The organism is Cupriavidus alkaliphilus (assembly GCF_014191175.1).
GTDB classification, from domain to species: domain Bacteria; phylum Pseudomonadota; class Gammaproteobacteria; order Burkholderiales; family Burkholderiaceae; genus Cupriavidus; species Cupriavidus alkaliphilus.
In genome coordinates this window covers 495,271-519,343 of sequence record NZ_JACHWE010000001.1, presented here as the reverse complement: position 1 = coordinate 519,343, position 24,073 = coordinate 495,271, and the positions used below count along the sequence as shown (strand labels likewise).

At 68.9% G+C, this 24,073-nt stretch carries 23 protein-coding genes and 1 tRNA gene; 17 read left to right on the top strand and 7 right to left on the bottom strand.

Translation table 11 applies throughout. The features are described from left to right. Positions 1-13: 13 nt before the first annotated feature. The 5 genes from FHX60_RS02490 to FHX60_RS02470 all read left to right on the top strand — a co-directional run bounded on the left by FHX60_RS02490 (position 14) and on the right by FHX60_RS02470 (position 4,130). Complete coding sequence (locus tag FHX60_RS02490) at positions 14-265, top strand: hypothetical protein (RefSeq protein WP_183282472.1); 252 nt, start codon at positions 14-16, stop codon at positions 263-265. A 335-nt stretch (positions 266-600) separates the two neighbouring features. Next, positions 601-1,710 (top strand): bifunctional 3,4-dihydroxy-2-butanone-4-phosphate synthase/GTP cyclohydrolase II, encoded by a 1,110-nt coding sequence (ribBA, locus tag FHX60_RS02485; protein WP_092306878.1) that lies wholly within the window; start codon positions 601-603, stop codon positions 1,708-1,710. A gap of 85 nt (positions 1,711-1,795) precedes the next feature. Then, positions 1,796-2,296: a 6,7-dimethyl-8-ribityllumazine synthase gene (gene ribH / locus FHX60_RS02480; RefSeq protein WP_012353576.1), complete on the top strand. Its 501-nt coding sequence runs from the start codon at positions 1,796-1,798 to the stop codon at positions 2,294-2,296. Continuing rightward, entirely contained in the window at positions 2,289-2,810 is a 522-nt protein-coding gene (nusB, locus tag FHX60_RS02475; RefSeq protein ID WP_112774456.1) for a transcription antitermination factor NusB, read from the top strand. The genes ribH and nusB overlap by 8 nt, the downstream gene beginning before the upstream one ends. Positions 2,811-2,948: 138 nt before the next feature. Beyond that, entirely contained in the window at positions 2,949-4,130 is a 1,182-nt protein-coding gene (locus tag FHX60_RS02470) for a pyridoxal phosphate-dependent aminotransferase (protein WP_183282471.1), read from the top strand. 82 nt (positions 4,131-4,212) lie between these two features. On the opposite strand, the gene FHX60_RS02465 is transcribed toward FHX60_RS02470, so the two are convergent. Next, a complete protein-coding gene (locus FHX60_RS02465) occupies positions 4,213-5,328 on the bottom strand; it encodes a lytic transglycosylase domain-containing protein (protein ID WP_183282470.1) in 1,116 nt (371 codons plus the stop codon). A 648-nt stretch (positions 5,329-5,976) separates the two neighbouring features. Between FHX60_RS02465 and ubiD the strand changes: the two genes are divergently transcribed. The 3 genes from ubiD to FHX60_RS02450 all read left to right on the top strand — a co-directional run bounded on the left by ubiD (position 5,977) and on the right by FHX60_RS02450 (position 10,573). Then, positions 5,977-7,503 carry a 4-hydroxy-3-polyprenylbenzoate decarboxylase gene (gene ubiD, locus FHX60_RS02460; RefSeq protein ID WP_183282469.1) on the top strand — a complete coding sequence of 509 codons (1,527 nt, stop codon included), beginning with the start codon at positions 5,977-5,979 and terminating at the stop codon, positions 7,501-7,503. 120 nt (positions 7,504-7,623) lie between these two features. Then, positions 7,624-9,648 (top strand): acetoacetate--CoA ligase, encoded by a 2,025-nt coding sequence (locus tag FHX60_RS02455; RefSeq protein WP_183282468.1) that lies wholly within the window; start codon positions 7,624-7,626, stop codon positions 9,646-9,648. 22 nt (positions 9,649-9,670) lie between these two features. Continuing rightward, positions 9,671-10,573, top strand: coding sequence for an aldose epimerase family protein (locus FHX60_RS02450; protein ID WP_183282467.1), 903 nt, complete (start codon positions 9,671-9,673; stop codon positions 10,571-10,573). A gap of 15 nt (positions 10,574-10,588) precedes the next feature. On the opposite strand, the gene FHX60_RS02445 is transcribed toward FHX60_RS02450, so the two are convergent. From FHX60_RS02445 to FHX60_RS02435, 3 genes are all read right to left on the bottom strand, one after another. Beyond that, entirely contained in the window at positions 10,589-10,966 is a 378-nt protein-coding gene (locus FHX60_RS02445; protein ID WP_183282466.1) for a DUF5594 family protein, read from the bottom strand. An 81-nt stretch (positions 10,967-11,047) separates the two neighbouring features. Then, positions 11,048-12,160 (bottom strand): CoA transferase, encoded by a 1,113-nt coding sequence (locus FHX60_RS02440; protein WP_183282465.1) that lies wholly within the window; start codon positions 12,158-12,160, stop codon positions 11,048-11,050. Positions 12,161-12,168: 8 nt separating this feature from the next. Further along, positions 12,169-13,158, bottom strand: a complete 990-nt coding sequence (locus FHX60_RS02435; RefSeq protein ID WP_183282464.1) for a tripartite tricarboxylate transporter substrate binding protein — start codon at positions 13,156-13,158, stop codon at positions 12,169-12,171. 90 nt (positions 13,159-13,248) lie between these two features. Between FHX60_RS02435 and FHX60_RS02430 the strand changes: the two genes are divergently transcribed. The 4 genes from FHX60_RS02430 to trmB all read left to right on the top strand — a co-directional run bounded on the left by FHX60_RS02430 (position 13,249) and on the right by trmB (position 15,534). Further along, positions 13,249-14,241 (top strand): LysR family transcriptional regulator, encoded by a 993-nt coding sequence (locus FHX60_RS02430; protein ID WP_183282463.1) that lies wholly within the window; start codon positions 13,249-13,251, stop codon positions 14,239-14,241. Positions 14,242-14,304: 63 nt separating this feature from the next. Beyond that, positions 14,305-14,538 carry a hypothetical protein gene (locus FHX60_RS02425; RefSeq protein WP_183282462.1) on the top strand — a complete coding sequence of 78 codons (234 nt, stop codon included), beginning with the start codon at positions 14,305-14,307 and terminating at the stop codon, positions 14,536-14,538. 72 nt (positions 14,539-14,610) lie between these two features. Continuing rightward, positions 14,611-14,685 (top strand) — tRNA-Gly (locus tag FHX60_RS02420). Positions 14,686-14,751: 66 nt separating this feature from the next. After that, positions 14,752-15,534, top strand: a complete 783-nt coding sequence (gene trmB / locus FHX60_RS02415; protein ID WP_092306855.1) for a tRNA (guanosine(46)-N7)-methyltransferase TrmB — start codon at positions 14,752-14,754, stop codon at positions 15,532-15,534. 78 nt (positions 15,535-15,612) lie between these two features. Here trmB and FHX60_RS02410 read toward each other — a convergent pair whose 3' ends face one another. From FHX60_RS02410 to FHX60_RS02400, 3 genes are all read right to left on the bottom strand, one after another. Further along, on the bottom strand, positions 15,613-16,494 hold the full coding sequence (locus FHX60_RS02410; RefSeq protein WP_062801473.1) for an undecaprenyl-diphosphate phosphatase: 882 nt from the start codon (positions 16,492-16,494) through the stop codon (positions 15,613-15,615). 79 nt (positions 16,495-16,573) lie between these two features. After that, positions 16,574-17,134 (bottom strand): DUF1439 domain-containing protein, encoded by a 561-nt coding sequence (locus FHX60_RS02405; protein WP_112774446.1) that lies wholly within the window; start codon positions 17,132-17,134, stop codon positions 16,574-16,576. A 60-nt stretch (positions 17,135-17,194) separates the two neighbouring features. Further along, positions 17,195-17,479, bottom strand: a complete 285-nt coding sequence (locus FHX60_RS02400) for a YkgJ family cysteine cluster protein (protein WP_183282461.1) — start codon at positions 17,477-17,479, stop codon at positions 17,195-17,197. A 272-nt stretch (positions 17,480-17,751) separates the two neighbouring features. On the opposite strand from FHX60_RS02400, the gene FHX60_RS02395 reads away from it, so the two are divergent. From FHX60_RS02395 to FHX60_RS02375, 5 genes are all read left to right on the top strand, one after another. Beyond that, on the top strand, positions 17,752-18,576 hold the full coding sequence (locus FHX60_RS02395) for a TetR/AcrR family transcriptional regulator (RefSeq protein ID WP_112774444.1): 825 nt from the start codon (positions 17,752-17,754) through the stop codon (positions 18,574-18,576). Then, positions 18,573-19,682, top strand: a complete 1,110-nt coding sequence (locus FHX60_RS02390) for an efflux RND transporter periplasmic adaptor subunit (protein ID WP_183282460.1) — start codon at positions 18,573-18,575, stop codon at positions 19,680-19,682. The genes FHX60_RS02395 and FHX60_RS02390 overlap by 4 nt, the downstream gene beginning before the upstream one ends. A 20-nt stretch (positions 19,683-19,702) precedes the next feature. Then, positions 19,703-22,939: an efflux RND transporter permease subunit gene (locus FHX60_RS02385; RefSeq protein ID WP_183282459.1), complete on the top strand. Its 3,237-nt coding sequence runs from the start codon at positions 19,703-19,705 to the stop codon at positions 22,937-22,939. A gap of 113 nt (positions 22,940-23,052) precedes the next feature. Beyond that, positions 23,053-23,706, top strand: a complete 654-nt coding sequence (locus tag FHX60_RS02380) for a protein-L-isoaspartate O-methyltransferase family protein (RefSeq protein ID WP_112774441.1) — start codon at positions 23,053-23,055, stop codon at positions 23,704-23,706. Between the two features lie 12 nt (positions 23,707-23,718). Beyond that, positions 23,719-24,042, top strand: a complete 324-nt coding sequence (locus FHX60_RS02375) for a rhodanese-like domain-containing protein (RefSeq protein ID WP_062801478.1) — start codon at positions 23,719-23,721, stop codon at positions 24,040-24,042. Positions 24,043-24,073 lie beyond the last annotated feature (31 nt).

Sequence of the window (24,073 nt, the reverse complement as noted above, 5' to 3'; positions counted from 1 at the left end):
ACAGGGAACCCGCATGGGCGAAAGCTTCTTCTATCAACACTGCCACGTTGTCGTAACGCTGGCCGAGGTGACCTTCGGCAAATGGGAATGGTCCTATGCGCTCGATGCGCACGCCAGGTTCGCCCAGCCCGGCGCCGGCTTTCCCACCCGCGAACTCGCACTGGCTGACGCAACGCGCGCAGCGCGGGCGCGCATCGCCAGGACTTCACGCCTGCGCACCGCGGCCGGGGCCGCATATCTGACACCGCTAGCCGAGGCCGCCTAAGGCCACCTGAGGCCACCTGCGGCCGGCGCATTCCGCCTACGCGCCGCAACCGGCACCCGGTCGGCCCAGCGTTTCGCCACGGCGGCCACCCCGCCCCACTCGCTGCCGCAGTCGGCGCACTTTCCGCTGCCGCCGCCTCCCGCATGGCCTGCCTTGGCGTACAATAGCCGGCTTGACTGGGCGACCTGCCGCGCGTATATGGCCCGGCCGGCCTGGCCCGAAGCCCCGCCTCAGTCCGGCCGCTTTCCACCGCGGCCATGGTTCCTGCCACAGCCATCCGACGGTTTCCGCCCGATTTCGCCTGTTTTCCGCCCCAACCTGCCGTTCAGCACGCCATGACAATCGCCCGTACCGAAGACATCATTGCCGACATTCGCGCCGGCCGCATGGTCATCCTTGTCGACGAGGAAGACCGCGAAAATGAGGGCGACCTGGTCCTGGCTGCCGATTTCGTCACGCCGGAGGCGATCAACTTCATGGCCAAGCATGGCCGCGGCCTGATCTGCCTGACGCTGACCGCCGAGCGCTGCCGCCAGCTCGACCTGCATCCGATGGTGAGCCGCAACGGCACCCAGCACGGCACCAACTTCACCGTCTCGATCGAAGCGGCCGAGGGCGTGACCACCGGCATTTCCGCCGCCGACCGCGCCCGCACCGTGCAGGCCGCGGTCGCCCGCGACGCCAAGCCGGCCGACCTGGTCCAGCCCGGCCATATCTTCCCGCTGACGGCCCAGCCCGGCGGCGTGCTGATCCGCGCCGGCCATACCGAGGCCGGCTGCGACCTGGGCGCGCTGGCCGGCCTGACGCCGGCGGCGGTGATCTGCGAGATCATGAAGGACGACGGCACCATGGCGCGCCTGCCCGACCTGATCGAGTTCGCGCAGGAGCATGACCTGAAGATCGGCACCATCGCCGACCTGATCCACTACCGCAGCCGCACCGAGAGCATTATCGAGCGCGTCGGCGAGCGCGCCATGCAAACCCCGTACGGCACCTTCCACAGCATCGCCTACCGCGACAAGCCAACCGGCCAGGCCCACTTGGCGCTGGTCAAGGGCAAGCCCACGCCGGAACAGGAAACGCTGGTGCGCGTGCACGAGCCGTTCTCGGTGCTGGACCTGCTGGAAGTGAAATGCACGACGCACTCGTGGAGCATCCCGGCGGCGATGCAGGCCATTGCTGAGGCCGACAAGGGCGTGATCGTGCTGCTGAACTGCGGCGACACCGTCGAGCAGCTGTTCACGCAATTCAGCGCGCTCGACGCGCCGCAGTCGCGGCCGCGCCGCAAGCCCGACCTGCGCACCTATGGCATGGGCGCGCAGATCCTGAAGGATGTCGGCGTCGGCAAGATGCGTGTGCTGGCCGCAAAGCAGCGCATGCCCAGCATGACCGGCTTCGACCTGGAAGTGACCGGCTACCAGCCGATGAGCGGCCAGGCCGACTGAGCCGGCCCCAGGACCGAGCCATCCCCAATACCCGGGCCGCGGCGCATGCCGCCGCGGCCCTCCCGAATAACTGGAGAATTGAACAATGGATCACGGCTTCTACCCCAGCAACCTCGACGGTGAAGGCCTGCGTATCGGCATCGTGCAGGCGCGCTTCAACGAGCCGGTCTGCGCCGAACTGCTCGAGGCCTGCGTGGCCGAGCTGGAACAGCTCGGCGTCGAGGGCGAAGATACCCTGGTGGTGACCGTTCCCGGCGCGCTGGAAGTCCCGCTGGCACTGCAGAAGATGTGCGAGAGCGGCCAGTTCGACGCGCTGGTCGCGCTGGGCGCGGTGGTGCGCGGCGAGACCTATCACTTCGAGCTGGTCTCGAACGAGTCGGGCGCCGGCATCACCCGCGTCGGCCTGGATTTCAACGTGCCGATCGCCAACGGCATCCTGACCGTCGACACCGACGAGCAGGCCCACGCCCGCACCCGCGAAAAGGGCCGCGACTGCGCCCGCGCCGCGGTGGAGATGGCCAACCTGGTGGCGGCGCTGGATTCGCTGCGCGGCCAGGAAGACGAAGACGAGGACGACGATGAGTGATACGTCGAACACCCCGGACAACGACACCGGCAAGACGACCGCCGGCGGCAAGCCCGCCGCGGCCCGCACCGAAGCCAAGGCGCCGCCCAAGAGCGCGCGCCGCCGTTCGCGCGAGCTGGCCCTGCAGGGGCTGTACCAGTGGCTGCTGAACCGCAACGACATCGGCGCGATCCAGGCCCACCTGCATGACGCCCAGGGCTTCAACAAGGCCGATCGCGAGCACTTCGACGCGCTGCTCAACGGCGCCGTGCGCGAAGAGGCCCGCCTGACCGCCGCGTTCGAGCCGTTCCTGGACCGTTCCGTCGACGAACTGTCGCCGGTCGAGCGCGCCGCCCTGCTGGTCGGCAGCTATGAGCTGGTGCACTGCCTCGACATCCCGTACAAGGTGGTCATCAACGAAGCCGTCGAGCTGACCAAGACCTTCGGCGGCGTCGAGGGCTACAAGTACGTCAACGGCGTGCTGGACAAGCTTGCCGCCCAGGTGCGCGCCGCCGAGGTGGCCGCGCGCCGCTGAGCGCCCGGCTCCGCGGCCCGCCGTGCCGTCGCGCTGGCCCTGGCGCCAGCGCCGATGAAGACGACACCCGCCGCGGCGGGTGTTTTCATTCCCACCTACCCCTATTGCTGAACGGGCCCCTGCCCGCCCCGGAACACCATGGACTTGCAGCACCTGGCCACCGCCTCCCGCCTCGCCAACATCGAAGCCTTCCATGTGATGGAGCTGGCCAAGCAAGCTGCCGCGCTGGAGCGCGCCGGCCGCCATATCGTGCACATGGGCATCGGCGAACCGGACTTCACCGCCGCCGAGCCGGTGGTGCGCGCGGCGGGAGCCGCCATGCGCCGCGGCGTCACGCAGTACACCGGCGCGCTCGGCATCCATCCGCTGCGCGAGGCCATCGCCGGCTATTACAAGACCGCCTACGGCCTGGATATCCCGGCGCGGCGCGTGATCGTCACCGCCGGCGCCTCGGGCGCGCTGCTGCTGGCGTGCGCGGTGCTGGTCGAGATTGGCGCCGAAGTGCTGATGCCCGACCCCAGCTATCCGTGCAACCGCCACTTCGTCGCCGCCTTCGACGGCGTCGCGCGCATGATCCCGAGCGGCCCGGCCGAGCGCTTCCAGCTGACCGCCGCGCAGGTCGAGGCCAACTGGGGCGAGCAGACCCGGGGCGTGCTGCTGGCCTCGCCGTCCAACCCGACCGGCACCTCGATCCTGCCCGACGAACTTGCGCGGATCCTGCAGGCGGTGCGCGCGCGTAACGGCTTTGCCATCCTGGACGAGATCTACCAGGGCCTGTCCTACGATGCCGCGCCGGTGTCGGCGCTGAGCCTGGACCCTAACGTGGTCACGGTGAACAGCTTCTCGAAGTACTTCAACATGACCGGCTGGCGCCTGGGCTGGCTGGTGGTGCCGGAGGCGCTGGTCGAGGCCTTCGAGAAGGTCGCGCAGAACCTGTTCATCTGCGCGTCGGCGGTGGCGCAGTATGCCGCGCTGGCGTGCTTCACGCCCGAGGCGCTGGCCATCTACGACGAGCGCAAGGCCGAATTCCGCCGCCGCCGCGACCTGATCGTGCCGGCGCTGGAGTCGCTCGGGCTGCGCGTGCCGGTGCGCCCCGACGGCGCCTTCTATGTGTATGCGGACTGCCGCGGCGTCAACCACCCGGCCGCCGGCGATGCCGACCGCCTGACGCAGGCCATGCTGCACGACGCGGGCGTGGTAGTGGTGCCGGGGCAGGACTTCGGCCCGCATACGGCCCGGGACTACATCCGGATCTCGTACGCCACGTCGCGCGAGAATATCGAAGAGGCGATGGCACGGCTGGGCAGGCTGTTCCGCTGACCGCACCCGGCCGCCGCGGCGGCAGGCCAATAAAAAAGCACCCCGCGGGGTGCTTTTTTTCTGGGCGATGGCGGGAGCCGGCTCAGGCGTTGTGCGGCCCGTTGTTGGCTTCCAGCTTCTCGGTCGGCGCATGCTCGACCGGCGCCTTGTCCTCGGCCGCCGGCTTGTCGGCATTGGCGGGCGCGCTGCGCACGCCGATCAGCTGGCGCAGGCGGGCGCGCTCGGCCAGCACCTTGGCGCCGTAGCCGCCATCGGTCGCCGTGGTGGCGCCGACGTAGTACTTCAGGCCGCCCTCGAGCGAGCCGGCGCGGGCGATGCAGTCCTTGAGCACCAGCGCGCCGATCTTGATGTTGGCGTACGGGTTCAGGGCCGCGGACACGCCGCCGACGGCTTCGTACTTGTCCTGGTGGACCTTGGTCATGACCTGCATCAGGCCCTGCGCGCCCACGCCGCTTTCGGCGTACGGGTTGAAGCTGGACTCGATCGCGATCACGCCCAGGATCAGCAGCGGGTCGATGCCGACCTCGCGCCCGGTCAGGTAGGCCGCCTTGACCAGCTGCGCGGTGGCCTGGGCCGCCACGCGGTACTTGCGGGCGATATAGTCCGCCACCGCGGCCTGTTCGCGCGCGCTGCCCAGCGTGCCGCCGGTGCTGCGGGCGTCCATGGCCACCCGCGTCACCGGGATGCGCGCGGCTAGGTGCGCGACCGACGGCACCTTGGTATTGGCCGCGAGGCTCCATTCGTCGACGCCCGACACGGTCGGCAGGCCCGGCTTGCCGCCGCGGCCAGTGCCATAGCCGAACTTGGCCGCCGCGACGTCCGCCGTGCTCGCCGGGACGGCGTTGGATACGGCCGGGCTGGGCGCAGCGCCGGGAGCAGTGCCGGCATGCGCGGGCGCGGGCGCTGCCACGGCGGCGCTTACCAGCACCGCTGGCGCTTCGTCACCGGCCAGCAAGGCGGCCAGCGTGGTGCGCCATTCCTGGCTCACCGACAGCGACACCGCCGAAACCACCGCCATCACGCCCAGGCTGTTCAGGGCGTACTTCAGCGTCGTGCGGCCACCGCGCAAGGCGCGGCCCGCGACCGGATGCGCGAGACGGACCTGCAATGCCCGACTCACTCCGGGTACCGGCTGTCGGAGACGGACCTGCAGGGCCCGCCCAATGCCGGGAAGATGAAGGGTTTTCCAACCGCTCATGCTTACCTCCATCCGTTGCCCGCTTCGCGTGCCCGACTGCGGCATGCGCCCGATCTCAACGTACTCAAGTAAGGATGCCGCGCCGTCTAGCAGTGACGACCAAGCACCTGTTGGCAGGGCGCTCCCCATGCGCCCAACTGGAAACAGGCCGCGCCCTGGGGGAGCGCTACCTGCCACGACTTAACTCTCTACACTCCGGCAAGTCGCCGGAGGCGACCGGTCAACCCGCCGTGCGCGCGGGCCTGACCATCGGTCCTTGCTGGAGGGACTTTCTGGCACGTTCTTTTGATGTGCACCCCTTGACACAGGGGGAAAATCCATGTTGCGACGCAACACTCCATGGAGCAGACCGGATTGTAGGAACGGTGTTATATCCCGTCAAGAATAATAAATCGACAATTCACTACTTTCAGTTATTTGTAACAACGCAGTGTTGGTCGGCCCGGCATCACTCGGAACCCCGCAATCGCAGGCGTGGCCTTGGCTCGCCGCTTTAAGGCCCGCCCCCGGGCGGACAAAAAACTTACAATTTCCGCGGCACCGGCCGGACGATTTTTTTGCCGCCGCCCCGAGGAATGTGTATTGTCACCGACCTGACTGCCGCCTCCTGGATCCGGTGCGGGATGCCGCACCACAACAGAATTCACCATGCAATACAAAGACTTGCGCGATTTCATCGGCCAGCTCGAAGGGCTCGGCGAACTGCGGCGCATCGCCCGCCCGGTGTCGCCCAACCTGGAAATGACCGAAATCTGCGATCGCCTGCTGCGCGCCGGCGGTCCCGCGGTCGTCTTCGAGCAACCTGCGGGCGCTCCCCATGGCCACATCTATAGCGTGCCGGTGCTGGCCAATCTGTTCGGCACGACACGCAGAGTCGCATTTGGCATGGGCGCCGAATCGATGGAAGACCTGCGCGACATCGGCCGGCTCCTGTCGGCGCTGAAGGAACCGGAGCCGCCGCGCGGGCTGCGCGAGGCCGGCAAGCTGTTCACGCTGGCCAAGTCGGTGTGGGACATGGCACCCAGGCGCGTCAGCGCCCCCGCCTGCCAGGAAGTGGTGTGGGAAGGCAATGACGTCGACCTGGCGCGCCTGCCGATCCAGACCTGCTGGCCGGGCGACGCCGCGCCGCTGATCACCTGGGGCCTGGTGGTGACCAAGGGCCCGCACAAGAAGCGCCAGAACCTGGGCATCTACCGCCAGCAGGTGATCGGCCGCAACCAGGTCATCATGCGCTGGCTGGCGCACCGCGGCGGCGCGCTCGACTTCCGCGAGCATGCGCTGGCCAACTCCGGCAAGCCCTTCCCGATCGCGGTGGCGCTGGGCGCCGACCCGGCCACCATCCTGGGCGCGGTGACGCCGGTGCCCGATACGCTGTCCGAATACCAGTTCGCCGGCCTGCTGCGCGGCAGCCGCACCGCGCTGGCCAGCTGCCTGACCCCGACGCTGTCCGAGCTGAGCGTGCCGGCGTCGGCCGAGATCGTGCTGGAAGGCCATATCCAGCCGGACCCGAACCACCCGTCCGGCTACCAGCATGCGCTGGAGGGCCCGTTCGGCGACCACACCGGCTACTACAACGAGCAGGACTGGTTCCCGGTCTTCACCATCGACCGCATCACCATGCGGCGCGACCCGATCTACCACTCCACCTACACCGGCAAGCCGCCCGACGAGCCGGCCGTGCTGGGCGTGGCGCTGAACGAGGTGTTCGTGCCGCTGCTGCAGAAGCAGTTCCCGGAAATCACCGACTTCTACCTGCCGCCCGAGGGCTGCAGCTACCGCATGGCGCTGGTGCGGATGAAGAAGCAGTACGCCGGCCATGCCAAGCGCGTGATGTTCGGGGTGTGGAGCTTCCTGCGGCAGTTCATGTATACGAAGTTCATCGTGGTGGTCGACGACGATGTCGACGTGCGCGACTGGAAGGAGGTGATCTGGGCCATCACCACCCGCGTCGACCCCAGCCGCGACACGGTGCTGGTCGACAACACCCCGATCGACTACCTCGACTTTGCCTCGCCGGTGTCGGGCCTGGGCTCCAAGATGGGCATCGACGCCACCGACAAGTGGCCCGGCGAAACCACGCGTGAATGGGGCACGCCGATCGCCATGGACGCCGCGGTCAAGGCGAAGGTCGACACCCTGTGGGAAAGCCTGTTCGACCGGCCGGCGAGCCCCTGACCGGCAACCGCCTCCATCCCCGGCTATCATGTCACGCTGATGCCCGGGTGCCGCCACAGGCGCCCGGGACGCCATCGCCCACCATCCGATACCCGCGACAGACGGGCCCAAGGAGGAGACATGAGCAGCACTGCGCGCTTGACCGAAGGGAACCTGATGTGGACGCCGTCCGAGGCGTTCCGCGACAGCAGCCAGATCGCCGCCTTCATGCGCTGGCTGCGCGCCGAGCGCGGCCTCGTCTTCGACGACTACGACAGCCTGTGGCAATGGTCGGTCACCGAGCTGGAAGCCTTCTGGGACGCGGTGCGCGCCTACTTCGACGTCCGCTTCGACACGCCCGCGGCCCGAGTGCTGGACCGGCGCACCATGCCGGGCGCGCGCTGGTTCGAGGGCGCCACGCTGAACTACGTGCAGCAGGTGTTCCGCCACGCCGGCACGGGTGCGGCCCGCGAGCGCACCGCCATCCGTTACGCGGGCGAGGCGCAGCCGCTGGCTGAACTCAGCTGGGCCACGCTCGAAGCCCAGGTAGCATCGCTGGCGCATGCGCTGCGCCAGATGGGCGTGCAGCGCGGCGACCGTGTCGCCGGCTATCTCCCGAACATTCCCGCCACCGTGGTCGCCTTCCTGGCCACCGCCAGCGTGGGCGCGGTCTGGTCCGGCTGTGCGCCGGACATGGGCCAGGTGGCGGTGATCGACCGCTTCCGCCAGATCGAGCCCAAGGTGCTGATCGCCGTCGACGGCTACCGCTACGGCGGCAAGGTCTACGACCGCGCGCCCGTGCTGGCCGAACTGGTCGCGGCCCTGCCCTCGCTGACCGACCTGGTGCTGGTGCCGCAAACCGGCAGCGGCACGGCGCCGGCCGCCGGCATGCGCGTTCATGCGTGGCAGGAGGTGCTCGGGCACGACGTGCCGCTGGCGATCGAACCGGTGCCGTTCGACCATCCGCTGTGGATCGTCTACTCGTCCGGCACCACCGGCATGCCCAAGCCGATCGTGCACGGCCACGGCGGCATCGTCATCGAGCAGCTCAAGCTGATGGCGTTCCACAACAACCTGGGTCCGGACGACGTGTTCCACTGGTACAGCAGCAGCGGCTGGATCATGTGGAACGCCCAGGTGGCCGGGCTGCTGCTCGGCACCACCATCGCGCTCTACGACGGCAACCCGGCCTGGCCCGACGCCGGCGTGCTGTGGCGCTTCGTCGACGATGCCGGCGTGACCCTGTTCGGCGCCGGCGCGGCGTTCTTCACCAACTGCATGAAGGCCGGCATCGAGCCCGCGCGCATCGCCGACGTGTCGCGGCTGCGCGGACTGGGCTCGACCGGCTCGCCGCTGCCGGTCGAGGCCTACGACTGGATCTACCGCCATGTGCGCGAAGACATCTGGCTGGTGCCGATGTCGGGTGGCACCGATTTCGCCGGCTCGTTCGTCGCCGGCTGCCCGCTGCTGCCGGTCTACTCCGGCGAGATGCAGTGCCGCTGCCTGGGGGCGAAGGTGGAAGCCTTCGACGACCACGGCCAGCCGCTGGTCGACGCGGTCGGCGAACTGGTCTGCACCGAGCCGATGCCGTCGATGCCGCTCTACCTGTGGGGCGACGCAGACGGCCAGCGCTACCGAGACAGCTATTTCGACACCTACCCGGGCGCCTGGCGGCATGGCGACTGGATCAAGATCACCAGGCGCGGCGGCGCGGTGATCTACGGGCGCTCGGACGCCACCATCAACCGCCACGGCATCCGCATCGGCACCAGCGAGCTGTACCGCGTGGTCGAAGACCTGCCCGAGGTGCTGGACAGCATGGTGGTCGACCTCGAATACCTGGGCCGCGAGTCGTATATGCCGCTGTTCGTGGTGCTGCGCGAAGGCGTGGTGCTCGACGACGCGCTGCGCGACACCCTGCGCGCGCGCATCCGCAGCGCGCTGTCGGCGCGCCATGTGCCCAACGAGATCGTGCAGGCGCCCGGCGTGCCGCGCACGCTGTCGGGCAAGAAGATGGAGGTGCCGATCAAGAAGCTGCTGCTGGGCCATGCGCCGCAGGGCATCGCCAACCGCGACGCCATGGCCAATCCCGACACGCTCGACTGGTACTTCGACTACGCCGCGCGCTTCCTCAAGGCGCGCCAGGCCGAGTCGGCAACGACCTGAGCGCCAACATATCGTCCAGGCCATGCACAACCTGCCAACCGAAGACTTCCAGGGCCAGCCGCTGGTGCGGATCGGCCAGGCCGATTCCTACCTGCTGCTGGCGCCGCAACATGGCGCGCGGCTGGTGCGCTGGGTGCACCGCGGGCACGACATCCTGTATTGGCCCGACGCCGCCGACTGGAGCCGCGCGGCCAGGATCCGCGGCGGCAACCCGCTGCTGTTCCCGTTTATCGGCCGGCATTTTGTCGATGGCAGCCCGGGCCAGTGGCGCGATGCAAGCGGAACGGTCCATACCCTGGCGCAGCATGGCTTTGCGCGCGACCTGCCGTTCGAGGTCAGCGCCATCGACACGCACACCGCCATCACGATGACGCTGCGCGACAGCGAGGCCACGCGCGCCGGCTATCCGTTCGCCTTCGTCTTCGACGTGGTCTACACCTTGCTGCCCGACGGCCTGGAGGTGACGCTGCGCACCACCAACCCCGGCACGCAGCGCCTGCCCTGTTATCCCGGCCACCACTTCTATTTCGCCCTGCCCCACGCGCAGCGCGCCGCGGCGTCGCTGGCCCTGCCCGACACCGAGCGCAGGCGCCAGCTGCCGAATGGCAGCCCGGGGCCGGCCGAATCCGGCGAGCCAACGTACCAGCTTGCCGATCCACGACTGCAGGACACGTTCCACGTCTTCCATGGCAGCCCCGCGGCGCAACTGGCCATGCCGGGCCGCCAGGTCCGGTTCGAGCTCGGGCTGCCCGGCAGCGTGCCCTGGCATGCCGTGACCACCTGGTCCGAAAGCGAAACCTCCGACTTCTATTGCGTGGAACCGTGGGTGGGCCTGCCCGATGCCATCCACCATGGCCACGGCTTGCGCTGGATCGAGCCCGGCCAGACGGAAAGCGCGGTGTGCCGGCTGCGCGTCGCCGGGTGATTCAAGCGGCGTCGCTCAGTGCTCGAAATCGAGCCCGCCGATCAGGATCTGCGGGTCGGCCTGCGACAGCGAGCGGAAATCGATGCCGCGCGGCTCCTGCCACGCCTGCAGCTTGGACGGCAACGCGGCCAGGTAGCCGGCGAAGCGCGCCTCGCCGCCCGCGGCGAACAGGCGCTGCACCTCCAGCCCGTCCCACGCCAGCGTGATATCGAGCGCATACGGATGGCGCCGCAGCTCCGGCGGCCCGTCTGCGGTCACGCGCAGGCGCGGCGCCTGTCCCGGCGCTTCGGCAGGCAAGGGTTGCAGTTGCACGCGCCGGTGTTGCTGGCCGATCGCATCGGCGATGCGCGGCAGGCATTCGGCTTCGAAGCGGGCGAAGAAGTCGGTGGTCAAGGTGAGGGCGTCCTGACGTTGCGGGCAAGGTGACGGCACATCCGGCGGTGCGCCATCGTGCCAGCCACTATACGCCGGGCTTCACCCCTGGCGGTACACGCGGAAACCCAGCCCCGGTGACAGGACCTCGGTCTGCCCTTCGCGCAGCGTCACCGGCTGCAGGCCGCCATTGGCCATCGACTCCGCGGCGAACTCGGAGATAGTGCGCAGGCGCGCCGCGGGGATGCCGAGCGCCGCCAGGCGCGGCTCCAGCTCGGCCGCGGTGCCGGCCGCCACCGCGCCGGCAATGGCCCGCTTGAGCGCGGCCGGATCCAGCGAGCGCACGAAAGACGGCAAGGCGCCCGCATCCAGCGGCGTGTCGAACAAGGCCGGATCGTGCGCCAGCGCCGCCAGCCCGAGCGCTTGCAGCAGCGCCAGCAACTGCTTCGGCGTATTCGCGCCGATCGCCAGCCAGCCGTCCTGCGTGGGGAAGAAGTCGGCCGACGGGCTGCCCGAATAGCCCTGGTTGCCCTGCCGCACCGGCACGCCGCCAGTGGTCATGGCATCGCATGTCATCGGGTACATCAGCTGCAGGCCGGCGGTGGCCATCGCCACATCCAGCAGCATGCCGCGCCCGGTGCGCTCGCTCTCGCGCACGCCGGCCAGGATGGCAAACGCCGCCAGCATGCCGGTGGCGGAGTCGATCACCGGGAAGCCGGTCTTCATCGGCGGATCGCCTTCGGTCCCGCCCATCCAGGCCATGCCGGTGGCGGCCTGCACCACGTGGTCATACGCCGGCCGGCCGTGCCACTGCGCCGCCCCGCGGCCAAAGCCGGAGATGCTGCAATAGACCACGCGCGGGTTGCGCGCGCGTACCGCCTCATAGCCCAGCCCGAAACGCTCCAGCACCTCGGGCCGCAGGTTGTCGACGAACACATCGCAGCGGCTGGCCAGTTCCAGCGCATGCGCGCGCCCGTCTGCATCGGCCAGGTCGAGCGCAAGCGACGACTTGCCGGCATTGAGCGCGACAAAGGCCGCATGGCCCTTGCCCGCGCGCCGCATCACGTCGCCACCGCCCGCGTTCTCGACCTTGGTTACCTCGGCACCCAGCCGAGACAGCAGGAAGGTGGCAAACGGACCGGCGATCACGTGCGAGAAATCCAGCACGCGGATGCCGGCCAGCGGCGCGAAATCCGGTTGGGGGTTGAGGGTCATGGCGATGCCTACTCCGTGGCGATGCGGTTCTTGTCGATGATCTGGCGCAGACGCGCGGTCTCGTCCGCCACCAGCCGCGAAAACGCGTCCGGCGCGGAAGTCGGTGCGAGCACGGCGCCCATGTCGGCATAGGTCCGGCGCAGCCCGGGATCCTCCAGCGCCTGCATCACCGCCGCATGCAGCCGCGCAGTGATGGCAGCGGGCAACCGCGGCGGCGCCCAGATCCCGCTCCAGGCATCGAGGTCGAGGTCCTTGCGCCCCAATGCCTCGTTCAGCGTGGGTACCTGCGGCAACGCCGCGGCGCGGCTGGCGGAGGTTACCGCCAGCGCCCGTACCTTGCCGCTGGCGAGCTGCGGTATCGCCGTGGCCGCGACCGGGAAGCCGAACTGGGTATCGCCCTTGAGCAGCGACGGCACGATCTCGACCGAGCCCTTGTACGGCACGTGCACCACGTCGATGCCGGTCGCCGACGCGAACGCCGCGCCCGATACATGCGCCGCCGAGCCGATCCCGCCCGAGGCGTAGTTAAGCGTGCCCGGCGCCCGCCGTGCCGCCGCGGCAAGGTCAGCCACGTTCCGGTACGGCGCGCCGGCGCTGACCACCAGCACCGACGGGCTGACACCGACGCGGATGATGTGGGTGAACGCCATCGGATCGAACTTCGCGCCGGGCTGCAGCAGCTTCTGCGCGACATGGGTGGAGGCGCCCAGCATCAGCGTGTAGCCGTCGGCCGGCTGCTGCGTGACGAACTCGGCGGCGAGGATGCCGCCGGCACCGACCTTGTTTTCCACCACGACCGGCTGGCCCAGCACTTGCGCCAGCCGCTCGGCCAGCTTGCGCGTCTGGATGTCCGGCCCGCCGCCGGCGGCGTAGGGCACCACCAGCCGGATCGGACGGCTCGGATAGGGGTTGGCCGCGGTCGCGCTGCCCGCCGCGGCGGCGGCCGGCAGCGCCAGCAATGACTTCAGCAGCAGGCGCCGCCCGGGATTGGCATCCATCGCAGGTCTCCTCCATGGTTTGACCCGATTGTCCGCAGCCCAGGCATTCGAAACAATTATCCAGTCTTGATGAAGTCATCACGTTTTGTTATGAATCCAGCCTCTGCCGCGCAGGGCGCCACGCCACTGCCCAGCCGGATCGACCGCCTGCGCATCCGCCACCTGCGCCTGCTCGACCTGGTGGCGCGCAACGGCTCGCTGACCGCGGCCGGCGAGGTGCTGCACCTCAGCCAGCCCGCCGTCACCAAGATGCTGCAGGAACTGGAACTCGCCTTCGGCTGCAAGCTGATCGAACGGACCACGCGCGGCGGCCGCCTGAGCCTGGCGGGCGAGCGGGCGCTGGAACGTTTGCGCGTGGTGTTGGGCGCGATCGACGCGGCCGGCGAGGCGCTGCTGGCACGGCCGGAAGTCCCGCTGGTGCGGCTCGGCATGCTGCCGCTGGTGGGGGTGGACGTGCTGCCGCGGGCCCTGGCGCGGCTGCGCGCACAGGGCAGCCTGCCGCGCCTGGCGGTACGGGAACATTCCGTCGCCGGGCTTGCCGCGATGCTGTCCGCCGGCGAACTCGACTGCATCGTGGGCCGGCTGCAGCAAGACGACGCCGGACAGCTCGAGGCCAGCGCCCGCATCACGCGCCTGCGCGACGAATACCTGGCCGTGGTCTGCGCGCCCGGCCACCCGCTGGCGCGGCGCCGCGACGTCGCGCTGGCGGACCTGCACGACGGCCCGTGGATCCTGCCGCCGCGCGGCACCCACACCCGCGACGTGTTCGAGCAACCGTTTCTTGACAGCGGCCAGCTGCCGCCGGTGCCACATATCGAATCGGCGTCGTTCCACAGCAACCTGGCCATGACCGCCGCGGGCGATTTCCTGACGGTGGCGCCCGCCACCGCCCTGGCCCACTACCAGGCCATGTCGATGGTGCGCGAGGTGCGCCTGCGCGTGCCATTTGCCTCGGGCCATCTGGTCTTCATCTCGCCGGCGGCAATCGAATCGCCCCCGGCGGTGGACCAGCTGCGCGAAGCGCTGGTAGCGGTGACCGCGCAAGACGGCGGACTGCCGCCGGCGCCGGTGCGACGCCGCTGAGGCATCGGGGCGACCCGCTCCGGCGCCAGCAGCGAAGGCAAAGGCGACATATCATTGGCGCTCATGGAGCCCTACCGAAACCTCAGCGGTAAATCCGGCGTGATCGCCTACGAACTTGGCCCTGGCCATATCCGGGTCCAGTTCGAAGACGGTGGCGTCTACACCTACGACTACCGAAGCACGGGCCGCAGCCATGTCGAACACATGAAGCGCCTCGCCACAGCGGGACGCGGGCTGTGCAGCTATATCAGCCAGGTCGTCGGCAAGAATTTCGCGAGAAAGGACCCGGGCCGCTGAATGAGCCGCTGAATGAGCCTCATCAGCCACTCGCTTGCACTGCCCCGGGTTCCCGCATAGAATCGCGGGTTCGCGGGCGTCGTATAATGGCTATTACCTTAGCTTCCCAAGCTAAAGACGTGGGTTCGATTCCCATCGCCCGCTCCACTTCCAGTCGAGACAAGCCGCCTTTGCCACCGTTACGGTGATCCGCCCGGCGGCTTTTTTGTTGCCATGCTTCCCCAAGACCCCAGCACCAGGCCGGCCGACGACGCCGCGCCTGCAGACAGCGCCGCACCGGCGCCCGCCCCCTCCCCTGCCGATGCTGAAGGCGTTGCGCATCCGCGCCGCATCCGTTCGTTCGTGCGCCGCGCGGGCCGGACCTCGACCGGTCAGCAGCGCGCCATCGACGAAGTCGGGCCGCGCATGCTGGTCCCCTACGCGCCACAGCCGCTGGACTGGGAGGCGACCTTTGGCCGCCAGGCGCCGTCGATCCTGGAGATCGGCTTCGGCATGGGCGAGACCACCGCGCATATCGCCGGCCTGCGGCCGCAGGACAACTTCCTGGGCTGCGAGGTGCATGAGCCGGGCGTGGGCGCGCTGCTCAAGCTGATCGACGAGCGCGGCCTGTCCAATGTGCGCATCCTGCAGCACGACGCGGTGGAAGTGATCGCGCATATGCTGACCGACAACAGCCTCGACGGCGTGCACATCTACTTTCCGGACCCGTGGCACAAGAAGCGCCACAACAAGCGCCGGCTGGTGCAGCCGCCGCTAGTGAAGGTGCTGGCCGGGCGCCTGAAGCCGGGCGGCTATATCCACTGCGCGACCGACTGGGAAGAGTACGCGCACCAGATGGTGGAAGTGCTGTCGGCCGAGCCGCTGCTGGAGAACACCTCGGCGGCGCCGGACGGTTTTGCCGAGCGGCCGGATTACCGGCCCGTGACCAAGTTCGAGCGGCGCGGCGTGCGGCTCGGGCATGGCGTGTGGGACGTGGTGTTCCGCAAGCGCGCCTGAGCGCGGCAATCGCGCGAACGCGCAAACAAAAAAGCGTGGCACCTGCCACGCTTTTTTGTTGCCCGCGCTAAGGCGAGGTCAGGCGTGCCAGGACACCAGTCCGGTGTACGCGGTCAGCAGCACCACGATGCCGAAGGCGATGCGATACCACGCGAACGGCTTGAAGTCGTGCGTGGCGACGAAACGCAGCAGCCAGCGCACGCACAAAAAGGCAGACAGGAAGGCAAAGACGAAGCCGACCGCGAAGATGCCGAGGTCATCGCCGTTCAGCAGCGCGCGCGCCTTGTACAGTTCGTAGACCGTGGCGCCGAAGATCACCGGGATCGCCAGGAAGAACGAGAACTCGGTGGCCACCTGCCGCGACAGCCCGAACAGCATGCCGCCGATGATGGTGGCGCCCGAGCGCGAGGTGCCCGGCACCAGCGCGAAGCACTGCGCCAGCCCCACCTTGAGCGCGTCGCGCCAGTTCAGGTCGTCGACCGACTCGATGCGCGGCGCGCCGGCCTTGGCGGCTTCCAGCAGCGCATTGCCCTGCGGATGCGAGACCGTGCCGCGTCGCGCGTCGCGCCATTCGGCCAGCAGGATCACCACGCCGCCGACGATAAAGGCCAGCGCCACCGAGATCGGGTTGAACAGGTGGGCCTTGATCCATTTGCCGAAGATAAACGCCAGCACGATCGCCGGCACCGACGCGATCACCACGTTGGCGGCAAAGCGCTGCGACAGCGGGTCGTCGCGCAGGCCGCGCACCACCTTGCCGATGCGCGCGCGGAATTCCCAGCACACCGCCAGGATGGCGCCGAACTGGATCACGATCTCGAAGATCTTGCCCTTCTCGTCGTTGAAGTCGAGCAGCTGGCCGGCCAGGATCAGGTGGCCCGTGCTCGAAATCGGAAGAAACTCGGTCAGGCCTTCGACGATGCCGAGGATCACGGCCTTCAGCGCTAGTGCGATTTCCATGCGGAACGAAAGAGACGTAGTCACGGGCGTGGTCCGGCCTGGTGCCGGACCGCCCGCATTGTTGTTCGATGCGCCCGGTTCAGGGGCGGTTGATCTTGACGTTGATGCCGTCGGGCAAGACGGTGATTGTACCGGGCTCGACGTGCGTGCCGGCAATGCGCAGCTGGTCTTCGCGGAAGGTATAGAGCGGATAGCCCTGCAACAGCTGCTCGGCCAGGATGCCGCCCAGCGCGTTGAGCTGGCGCGAGAACTGCGCGGGCATGCCCTGCACGTCGAAGCGTTTCACTTCCGGGTCCTGCAGCACCACGGAACGCGTGGGCTCGTCGTAGCGCAGCCCGCTGTCCAGCGCGAAGCGGCCGCTCAGGGCCTGGCTGAAGAACAGCTTGTTGTCGATGGTGGCGTCGAACTGCACGTTGACGCGGTTGCGCACGGAATCCAGCGTCAGCTGCGGGTTGGTCAGCTGGATGTCGAACAGCTCCATGTAGCGCTTGTTGAACGGGAACTTGCGCTCCAGCGCCGCCTGCAGCTGGCTTTGCGAGAACGTGTACTCGCTGCGGAAGGCGCCGCAGGCGGCCAGTCCCACGGCCAGGGTGGCCGCGGCGGCAGCGGCGAGCCAGCGGCGTCGGGAAGTCCGGATCATATTGCCTCCGATGGCGGGATATCAGGAATGGATGCGAGGCGTCATGGCGCGCCGGGCCTTTCAGGGGTGCGCTTGCGGCGCGGTCAGGATCTCGAGCCGGGCCAGCCATTGCAGCGCCGCTTCGCGGGAATCGCCGCACATCTCGGCCGACGGCTTCAGCCCGGCGCAGAACGCGGGCCGGTCCGGGCTGCCGAACACCGCGCAGCGCATATCCGGCAGCAGCTGCGCGCACGGCACGCCCGCCGGCTTGCCGTGCGGCATGCCGGGCAGCGGCGAGGCGATCGATGGCGCGATACAGCAGGCGCCGCAGCCCGCGCGGCAGGAATGGTCTGACCGGCAACTCATGACGATGGTTAAGGATCGGCGGCCGCCGAGGCTGCCGCTGTAAAGGCGACATTGTGCCCGAAGGGCCGCGGCCGTCCTGTAAGAAAAGGAAAACGCCGTAAGCACGGCGCCTACTGTCGCCCGACGCAGTGCCATTTTCATCACACTGGAATCTAGCCACCCGTGGCGCCCCGGCCCTTGTACAGCCTTGGCCGACGCCTGTGCTTGACCCCTCGTAGGGCCTCATCTACATTACTGACCCACAAGTTATTAACTTTTCTCGACGCCTCCTCGTGCCCCGCAGTCTTCGCAAGCCCGCCGTGACCAAGTCACCCGCCGATCCGCACAAGGACGCCGACAGCCCGCGCTGGAGCCGGCGCAAGGCGGCGCGGCCGCAGGAACTGGTGGCGGCCGCGCTGGACCTGTTCGTCGAACGCGGCTATGCCGCCACCCGCCTGGAAGACGTGGCCGCGGCGGCCGGCGTGTCCAAGGGCACGGTCTACCTCTACTTCGCCAACAAGGAAGAGCTGTTCAAGTCGGTGGTGCGCGAGAACCTGGTGCCGGCCCTGGCGCGCGGCGCCGACCTGGTCGATGCCTACCAGGGCAGCACGCCCGAGTTGTTGCGCGAACTGCTGCGCGGCTGGTGGGGGCTGATCGGCGCCACGCCGGTGGCGGGGCTGACCAAGCTGATCATGGCGGAGTCGGCCAACTTCCCCGACATCGCCCGCTTCTATAACCAGGAAGTGATGGTGCCGGGCGACGAGCTGTTCGCCAGGGTGCTGGCGCGCGGCGTGGCGCGCGGCGAGTTCCGTCCGCTGCCGGCCAACCCCACCACCACGCTGATCTGCGCGCCGCTGGTCTTCCTGATGATGTGGCAGCGCGCGCTGCGCGCCACCGCCGAGAAAGACATCGACCCCGAGGCCTTCCTCGATGGCCTGCTCGACACCCTGCTGTTCGGGCTGACCGCCGGCGAGGCCCGCAACCGCCCGCTGCCGCCGCAGCACGGCCCCTATATCTGGGAAGTGATCCGCGACGACATGCTGGCGCAACGCGCCGCCGCGATGGCCACCGACGCCGATCCTGCCCCTGCCGCACCGCGACCCGGCACCCCGACATGAAGCGAAAGACCCTGTTGATCACCGCCGCCTGCCTGGCCCTGGCGCTGAGCGCCACGGTGGCCGTGCGCAAGGCCGGCAGCGCGCGCCAGCCGCAGGTGGCCGCCGCGGCCGCCAATATCGTCGAGTTCCTGCAGACCGACCTGGTTCGCGTCGAGCGCCAGGACCTGCAGCTGTCGCTGCCGCTGTCGGGCAGCCTGCGCGCGCTGAACCAGGCCTCGGTCAAGGCCAAGGTCTCCGGCGAAGTGAAGCAGGTGCTGGTGCGCGAAGGCGAACCGGTGCGCACCGGCCAGGTCATCGTGCGCATCGACCCGGCGGAATACGAGGCCCGGGCCGCGCAGGCGCGCGGGCAGATGCTGGCCGCGCGCGGCCAGTTCGAGAACTCGCGCCAGACCTGGGAACGCAACCGCGAACTGGTCGACAAGGGCTTTATCTCGCAGACCGCCTTCGACAAGTACCAGTCCGACCTGGCGGTGGCGCGCGCCAACCTCGACGCCGCCCAGGGCGGGCTGGCGGTGGCGCAGAAGGCGCTCGCCGACACCGTGGTCAAGGCGCCGCTCGACGGCATGGTGGCCGCGCGCGCGGTGCAGCCGGGCGAGAAGGTGTCGCCGGATACGCGCCTGGTCGATGTGGTCGACCTGCGCGTGCTGGAGCTGGAAGCACCGATCCCGATGGCCGACGTGGCGCGCGCCGCGGTGGGCCAGCCGGTGGCGCTGGAAGTGGAAGGCGCCGGCCGCTTTGCCGGCAAGCTGGTGCGCATCAACCCGGCGGTCAGCGAGGGCACGCGCAGCATCATGGTCTATGTCCGCGTCGACAATGCCGGCCAGGTATTGCGCGCGGGCATGTTCGCGCGCGGCGCACTGGTGCTGGGCCAGCGCGCCGCGGTGGTGGCGGTGCCGGTGTCGGCGGTGCGCACCGAGGGCGAACGCGCCTTCGTCTATGCCATCGACCGCGACGCGCTGGCGGAACGCCCGGTGCAGCTGGGCCTGCGCGACGAAGCCGGCGGCATGGTGGAAATCGTCTCCGGCCTCGACGCCGGCGCCGAGATCGTGCGCAACAACCTGGGCACGCTGCGCAGCGGCAGCCAGGTCAGGCGCGTCAAGGCCTGACGGTGTAGAGGACGCACGCCATGTGGTTCACCCGCCTGTCGATCCGCAACCCGGTGCTGGCCACCATGATGATGATGGCCTTCATCGTGGTCGGGCTGTTCTCGTACCAGCGGCTGCCGGTCGACCAGTTTCCCGACATCACCTTCCCGGTGGTGGTGGTGCAGACCGAATACCCGGGCGCCGCGCCGGAGTCGGTCGAGTCCGACGTCACGCGCAAGGTCGAGGAGATCGTCAATACCATCTCCGGCATCGACGAGATTTTTTCGCACTCTTACCAGGGCACTTCGGTCGTCGTCATCAAGTTCGACCTGAGCGTCGATGTCGGCCAGGCCGCGCAGGACGTGCGCGACAAGATCGCGCTGATCCGGCCGCAGTTCCGCGACGAGGTCAAGGAACCGCGCGTGCTGCGCTACGACCCGTCGGACGCGCCGATCTTCTACCTGTCCGTCTCCAATGCGCCGGGCGCCAGCCGCAGCCAGCGCGAGCTGACCACCATCGCCGACCAGATCGTGCGCAAGCGGCTGGAAACGGTGCGCGGCGTCGGCGCCATCAATATCGTGGGCGGCACCAAGCGCGAGGTCGAGATCCGCATCCGGCCGGCGCAGCTGGAGGCGCTGGGCATCGGCGTGGACCAGGTGATGAACGCGATCCGCAACGAGAACCAGGAGCTGCCCGCGGGCGAGCTGCGCTCCTCGGCGACGGAGACCGTGGTACAGATCAAGGGCCGCGTGCCCACGCCGGATGCGTTCCGGCAGATCATCGTGGCGCGCCGCGCCGGCCAGCCGGTAACGCTGGGCGAGATCGCCGACGTGCGCGACGGCCAGGAAGAGCAGGAAAGCCTGGCGCTGCTCGACGGCAAGCGCGCGCTGTTCCTGTCGGTGGTGAAGGCGCAGGGCCAGAACACCGTCGATACCGTCGACGGCCTGGTGCGCATGACCGACGAGGTGCGCAAGCTGGTGCCCGCCGGCGTGCAGCTCACGGTGGTCAACGACACCGCGCGCGGCATCCGCAGCAGCGTGAAGGAGGTGCGCTCGACGCTGCTCGAAGGCGCCTTCCTGACCGTGGCGATCGTGTTCCTGTTTCTCGGCTCGTGGCGCAGCACGGTGATTACCGGGCTGACGCTGCCGATCGCGCTGATCGGCACCTTCGGCGTGATGTACCTGTGCGGCTTCACCCTCAACGTGATCACGCTGATGGCGCTGTCGCTGTGCGTGGGCCTGCTGATCGACGATGCCATCGTGGTGCGCGAGAACATCGTGCGCCACAACCTGATGGGCAAGGACCACCGCAGCGCGGCGCTGGACGGCACCAACGAGATCGGGCTGGCGGTGCTGGCCACCACCTTCTCGATCGTCGCGGTGTTCCTGCCGGTGGGCTTCATGGGCGGCATCATCGGGCGCTTCTTCCACCAGTTCGGCATCACCGTGGTGGCGGCGGTGCTGATCTCGATGTTCGTCTCGTTCACGCTGGACCCGATGCTGTCCTCAGTCTGGCATGACCCGGACCTGCACGGCACCGGCAATAAGCAGAGCTGGTATGGACGCACGGTGGGACGGTTGCTGGACTGGTTCTCGGCAAGGATGGACAAGCTCGGCGACGGCTACGCCGGCATGCTGGGCTGGGCGTTGAAGCACCGCCTGGCCACCGCCCTCATCGCCGCCGCGACCTTCTTCGGCAGCTTTGCGCTGGTGCCGCTGATCGGCACCGAGTTCGTGCCCAATGCCGACCTCGGCGAGACCCAGGTCGGCTTCACCACGCCGGTCGGCACCTCGCTCGACGTTACCGAAGCCAAGGTGCGGCAGGTCGAAGCCGCGCTGAAGGCCTTTCCCGAAGTGGCCTACACCTACGCCACCATCAACTCGGGCAACGCCTCGGGCCGCAACAACGCGCTGGTGTCGGTACGACTGACCGAGCGGCGCGCGCGCACCCTGACCACCGCGCAGCTCAACCCGCTGATCCGCGAGCGCCTGGCCGGCATTGCCGGCATCACGCTGACCATGGTCGGCATGCCCGACGGCGCCGGCGGGCAAAAGGCGATCCAGGTATCGATCCAGGGCGACGACCTCGACGAACTGCGGCGCCTGTCGCGCGAAGCCAGCGTGCGCATGGCGGCGATTCCCGGCCTGACCGACCTGGATTCGAGCATGAAGGACGACCGCCCCACCATCGAGGTCCGCATCCGGCGCGAGCTGGCCTCGGACCTGGGCGTGGGCGTGGCGCAGATCGGCAATGCGCTGCGGCCGCTGCTGGCCGGCGATGCCATCAGCTCCTGGCGCGCGCCCGACGACGAGAACTATGACGTGCGCGTGCGCCTGCCGAAGGACGCGCGCACCGGCATGGCCGACCTCAGCGCGCTGATGATCGCCAGCAGCCACGCCAATGCCGATGGCTCGCCGAAGATGGTGCCGCTGCGCCAGATCGCCGAGCTGGTGCCCACCACCGGCGCCAACCAGATCAGCCGGCGCGACCTGAACCGCGAGGTCGAGCTGACCGCCAACGTGGCCGGGCGCTCGGCCGGCGAAGTCGCGCGGGACGTCAAGGCGGCGCTGGACGGGGTGAACTGGCCGGCCGGCTACAAGTACCGCTTCGGCGGCTCGACCAAGTCGATGAACGAGTCGTTCGGCTACGCCGTGTCGGCGCTGGCGCTGGCGGTGATCTTCATCTACATGATCCTGGCCTCGCAGTTCGCCAGCTTCTTCCAGCCGATCGCCATCATGACCTCGCTGCCGCTGACACTGGCCGGCGTGTTCGCGGCGCTGCTGCTGTTCGGCTCGACCCTGAACATGTTCTCGATCATCGGTTTCATCATGCTGATGGGACTGGTGACCAAGAACGCGATCCTGCTGGTGGACTTCGCCAACCAGGCGCGCCAGGGCGATGTGGACGGCACCTGTGGACGCGAGCCGCTGTCGCGGGAGGCGGCGCTGGTCGAAGCCGCGCGCGTGCGGCTGCGCCCGATCCTGATGACGACGCTGGCGATGATCTTCGGCATGGTGCCGCTGGCCTTCAGCCTGGGCGAAGGCGCCGAGCAGCGCGCGCCGATGGGACAGACCGTGATCGGCGGGATCATCACCTCGTCGATCCTGACGCTGGTGGTGGTGCCGGTGATCTATACGTACCTTGATGGTTTCGCCGCCTGGCTGCGCCGGCTGTGGCAAGGCAAGCCGCGTACCGCGCCGGCAGCGCCCGCGCAGGCCGGGGCTGGCCGGCCTTCGGCAGCGGAGCGCCCGGCCCCGGCGGAGGCCAGCGCGGAATGAGCCCGGAGGCGCCCGCAAGGTTAAAATAACGGGTTTGATAAGACTGTCCGGCCGTGGCACCGCGCGGCCGGCGCACAGACCGACAGCGGTTGGCATTGGTAAGGAATGGCAAGATGGATCTCGAAAAAGCCCGATTCAACATGATCGAACAGCAAATCCGCCCGTGGGACGTGCTGGACCAGGAAATCCTGGACCTGCTGGCGGTGGTCAAGCGGGAGCAGTTCGTCCCGCCCGCGTACGCCTCGCTGGCGTTCGTCGACATGGAGATTCCGCTGCCCGCCGGGCAGAACATGCTGGCGCCGCGCGTCGAAGCCCGCATCCTGCAGGACCTAGCGGTGCGCAAGCATGAGACCGTGCTGGAAATCGGCGCCGGCTCCGGCTACATGGCCGCGCTGCTGGCCAACCGCGCCCGCCACGTGCTGAGCGTCGACATCGTGCCCGAGCTGGTCGAACTGGCCCGCGCCAACCTGGCCGGCGCCGGCGTCACCAACGTCGACGTCGCCGAAGGCAATGCCGCCGACGGCTGGGCCGCCGCCGCGCCCTACGACGTGATCTGCATCTCCGGCTCGCTGCCGGCGATCCCGCCGTCGATCCTGGCGCAGGTGAAGGTGGGCGGGCGCATCGCTGCCTTCGTCGGCGAACTGCCGGTGATGGAAGCGCGCCTGGTCACGCGCGTGTCCGAGACCGAGTACCAGGTCGTCAACCTGTTCGAGACCGCGGTCAAGCCCCTGCAGGGCGCGGCCCGGCCCTCGCAATTCCAGTTCTGAGGACGTACCGCCATGCAGGTCATCCAAGCGACCGAACTGGCCCAGTGGCTGGCCGACGCCAGCCGCGCCAAGCCGGTCCTGCTCGACGTGCGTGAAGGCTGGGAGGTGCAGACCTGCGCCCTGCCCGGCATCACCCACATCCCGATGCGCGACATCCCGGCGCGCGCCGCCGAACTCGACGAAGACGCCGACATCGTCTGCATCTGCCATCACGGCGCACGCAGCATGCAGGTGGCGGCCTACCTGGAGCGCCAGGGCTACGGCAAGGTCTACAACCTGACCGGCGGCGTCGACGCCTGGGCCAGCCAGGTCGACCCCGCCATGCCGAAATACTGACGCGGCAGGCCAGCGCAGCAACACGAAGAAG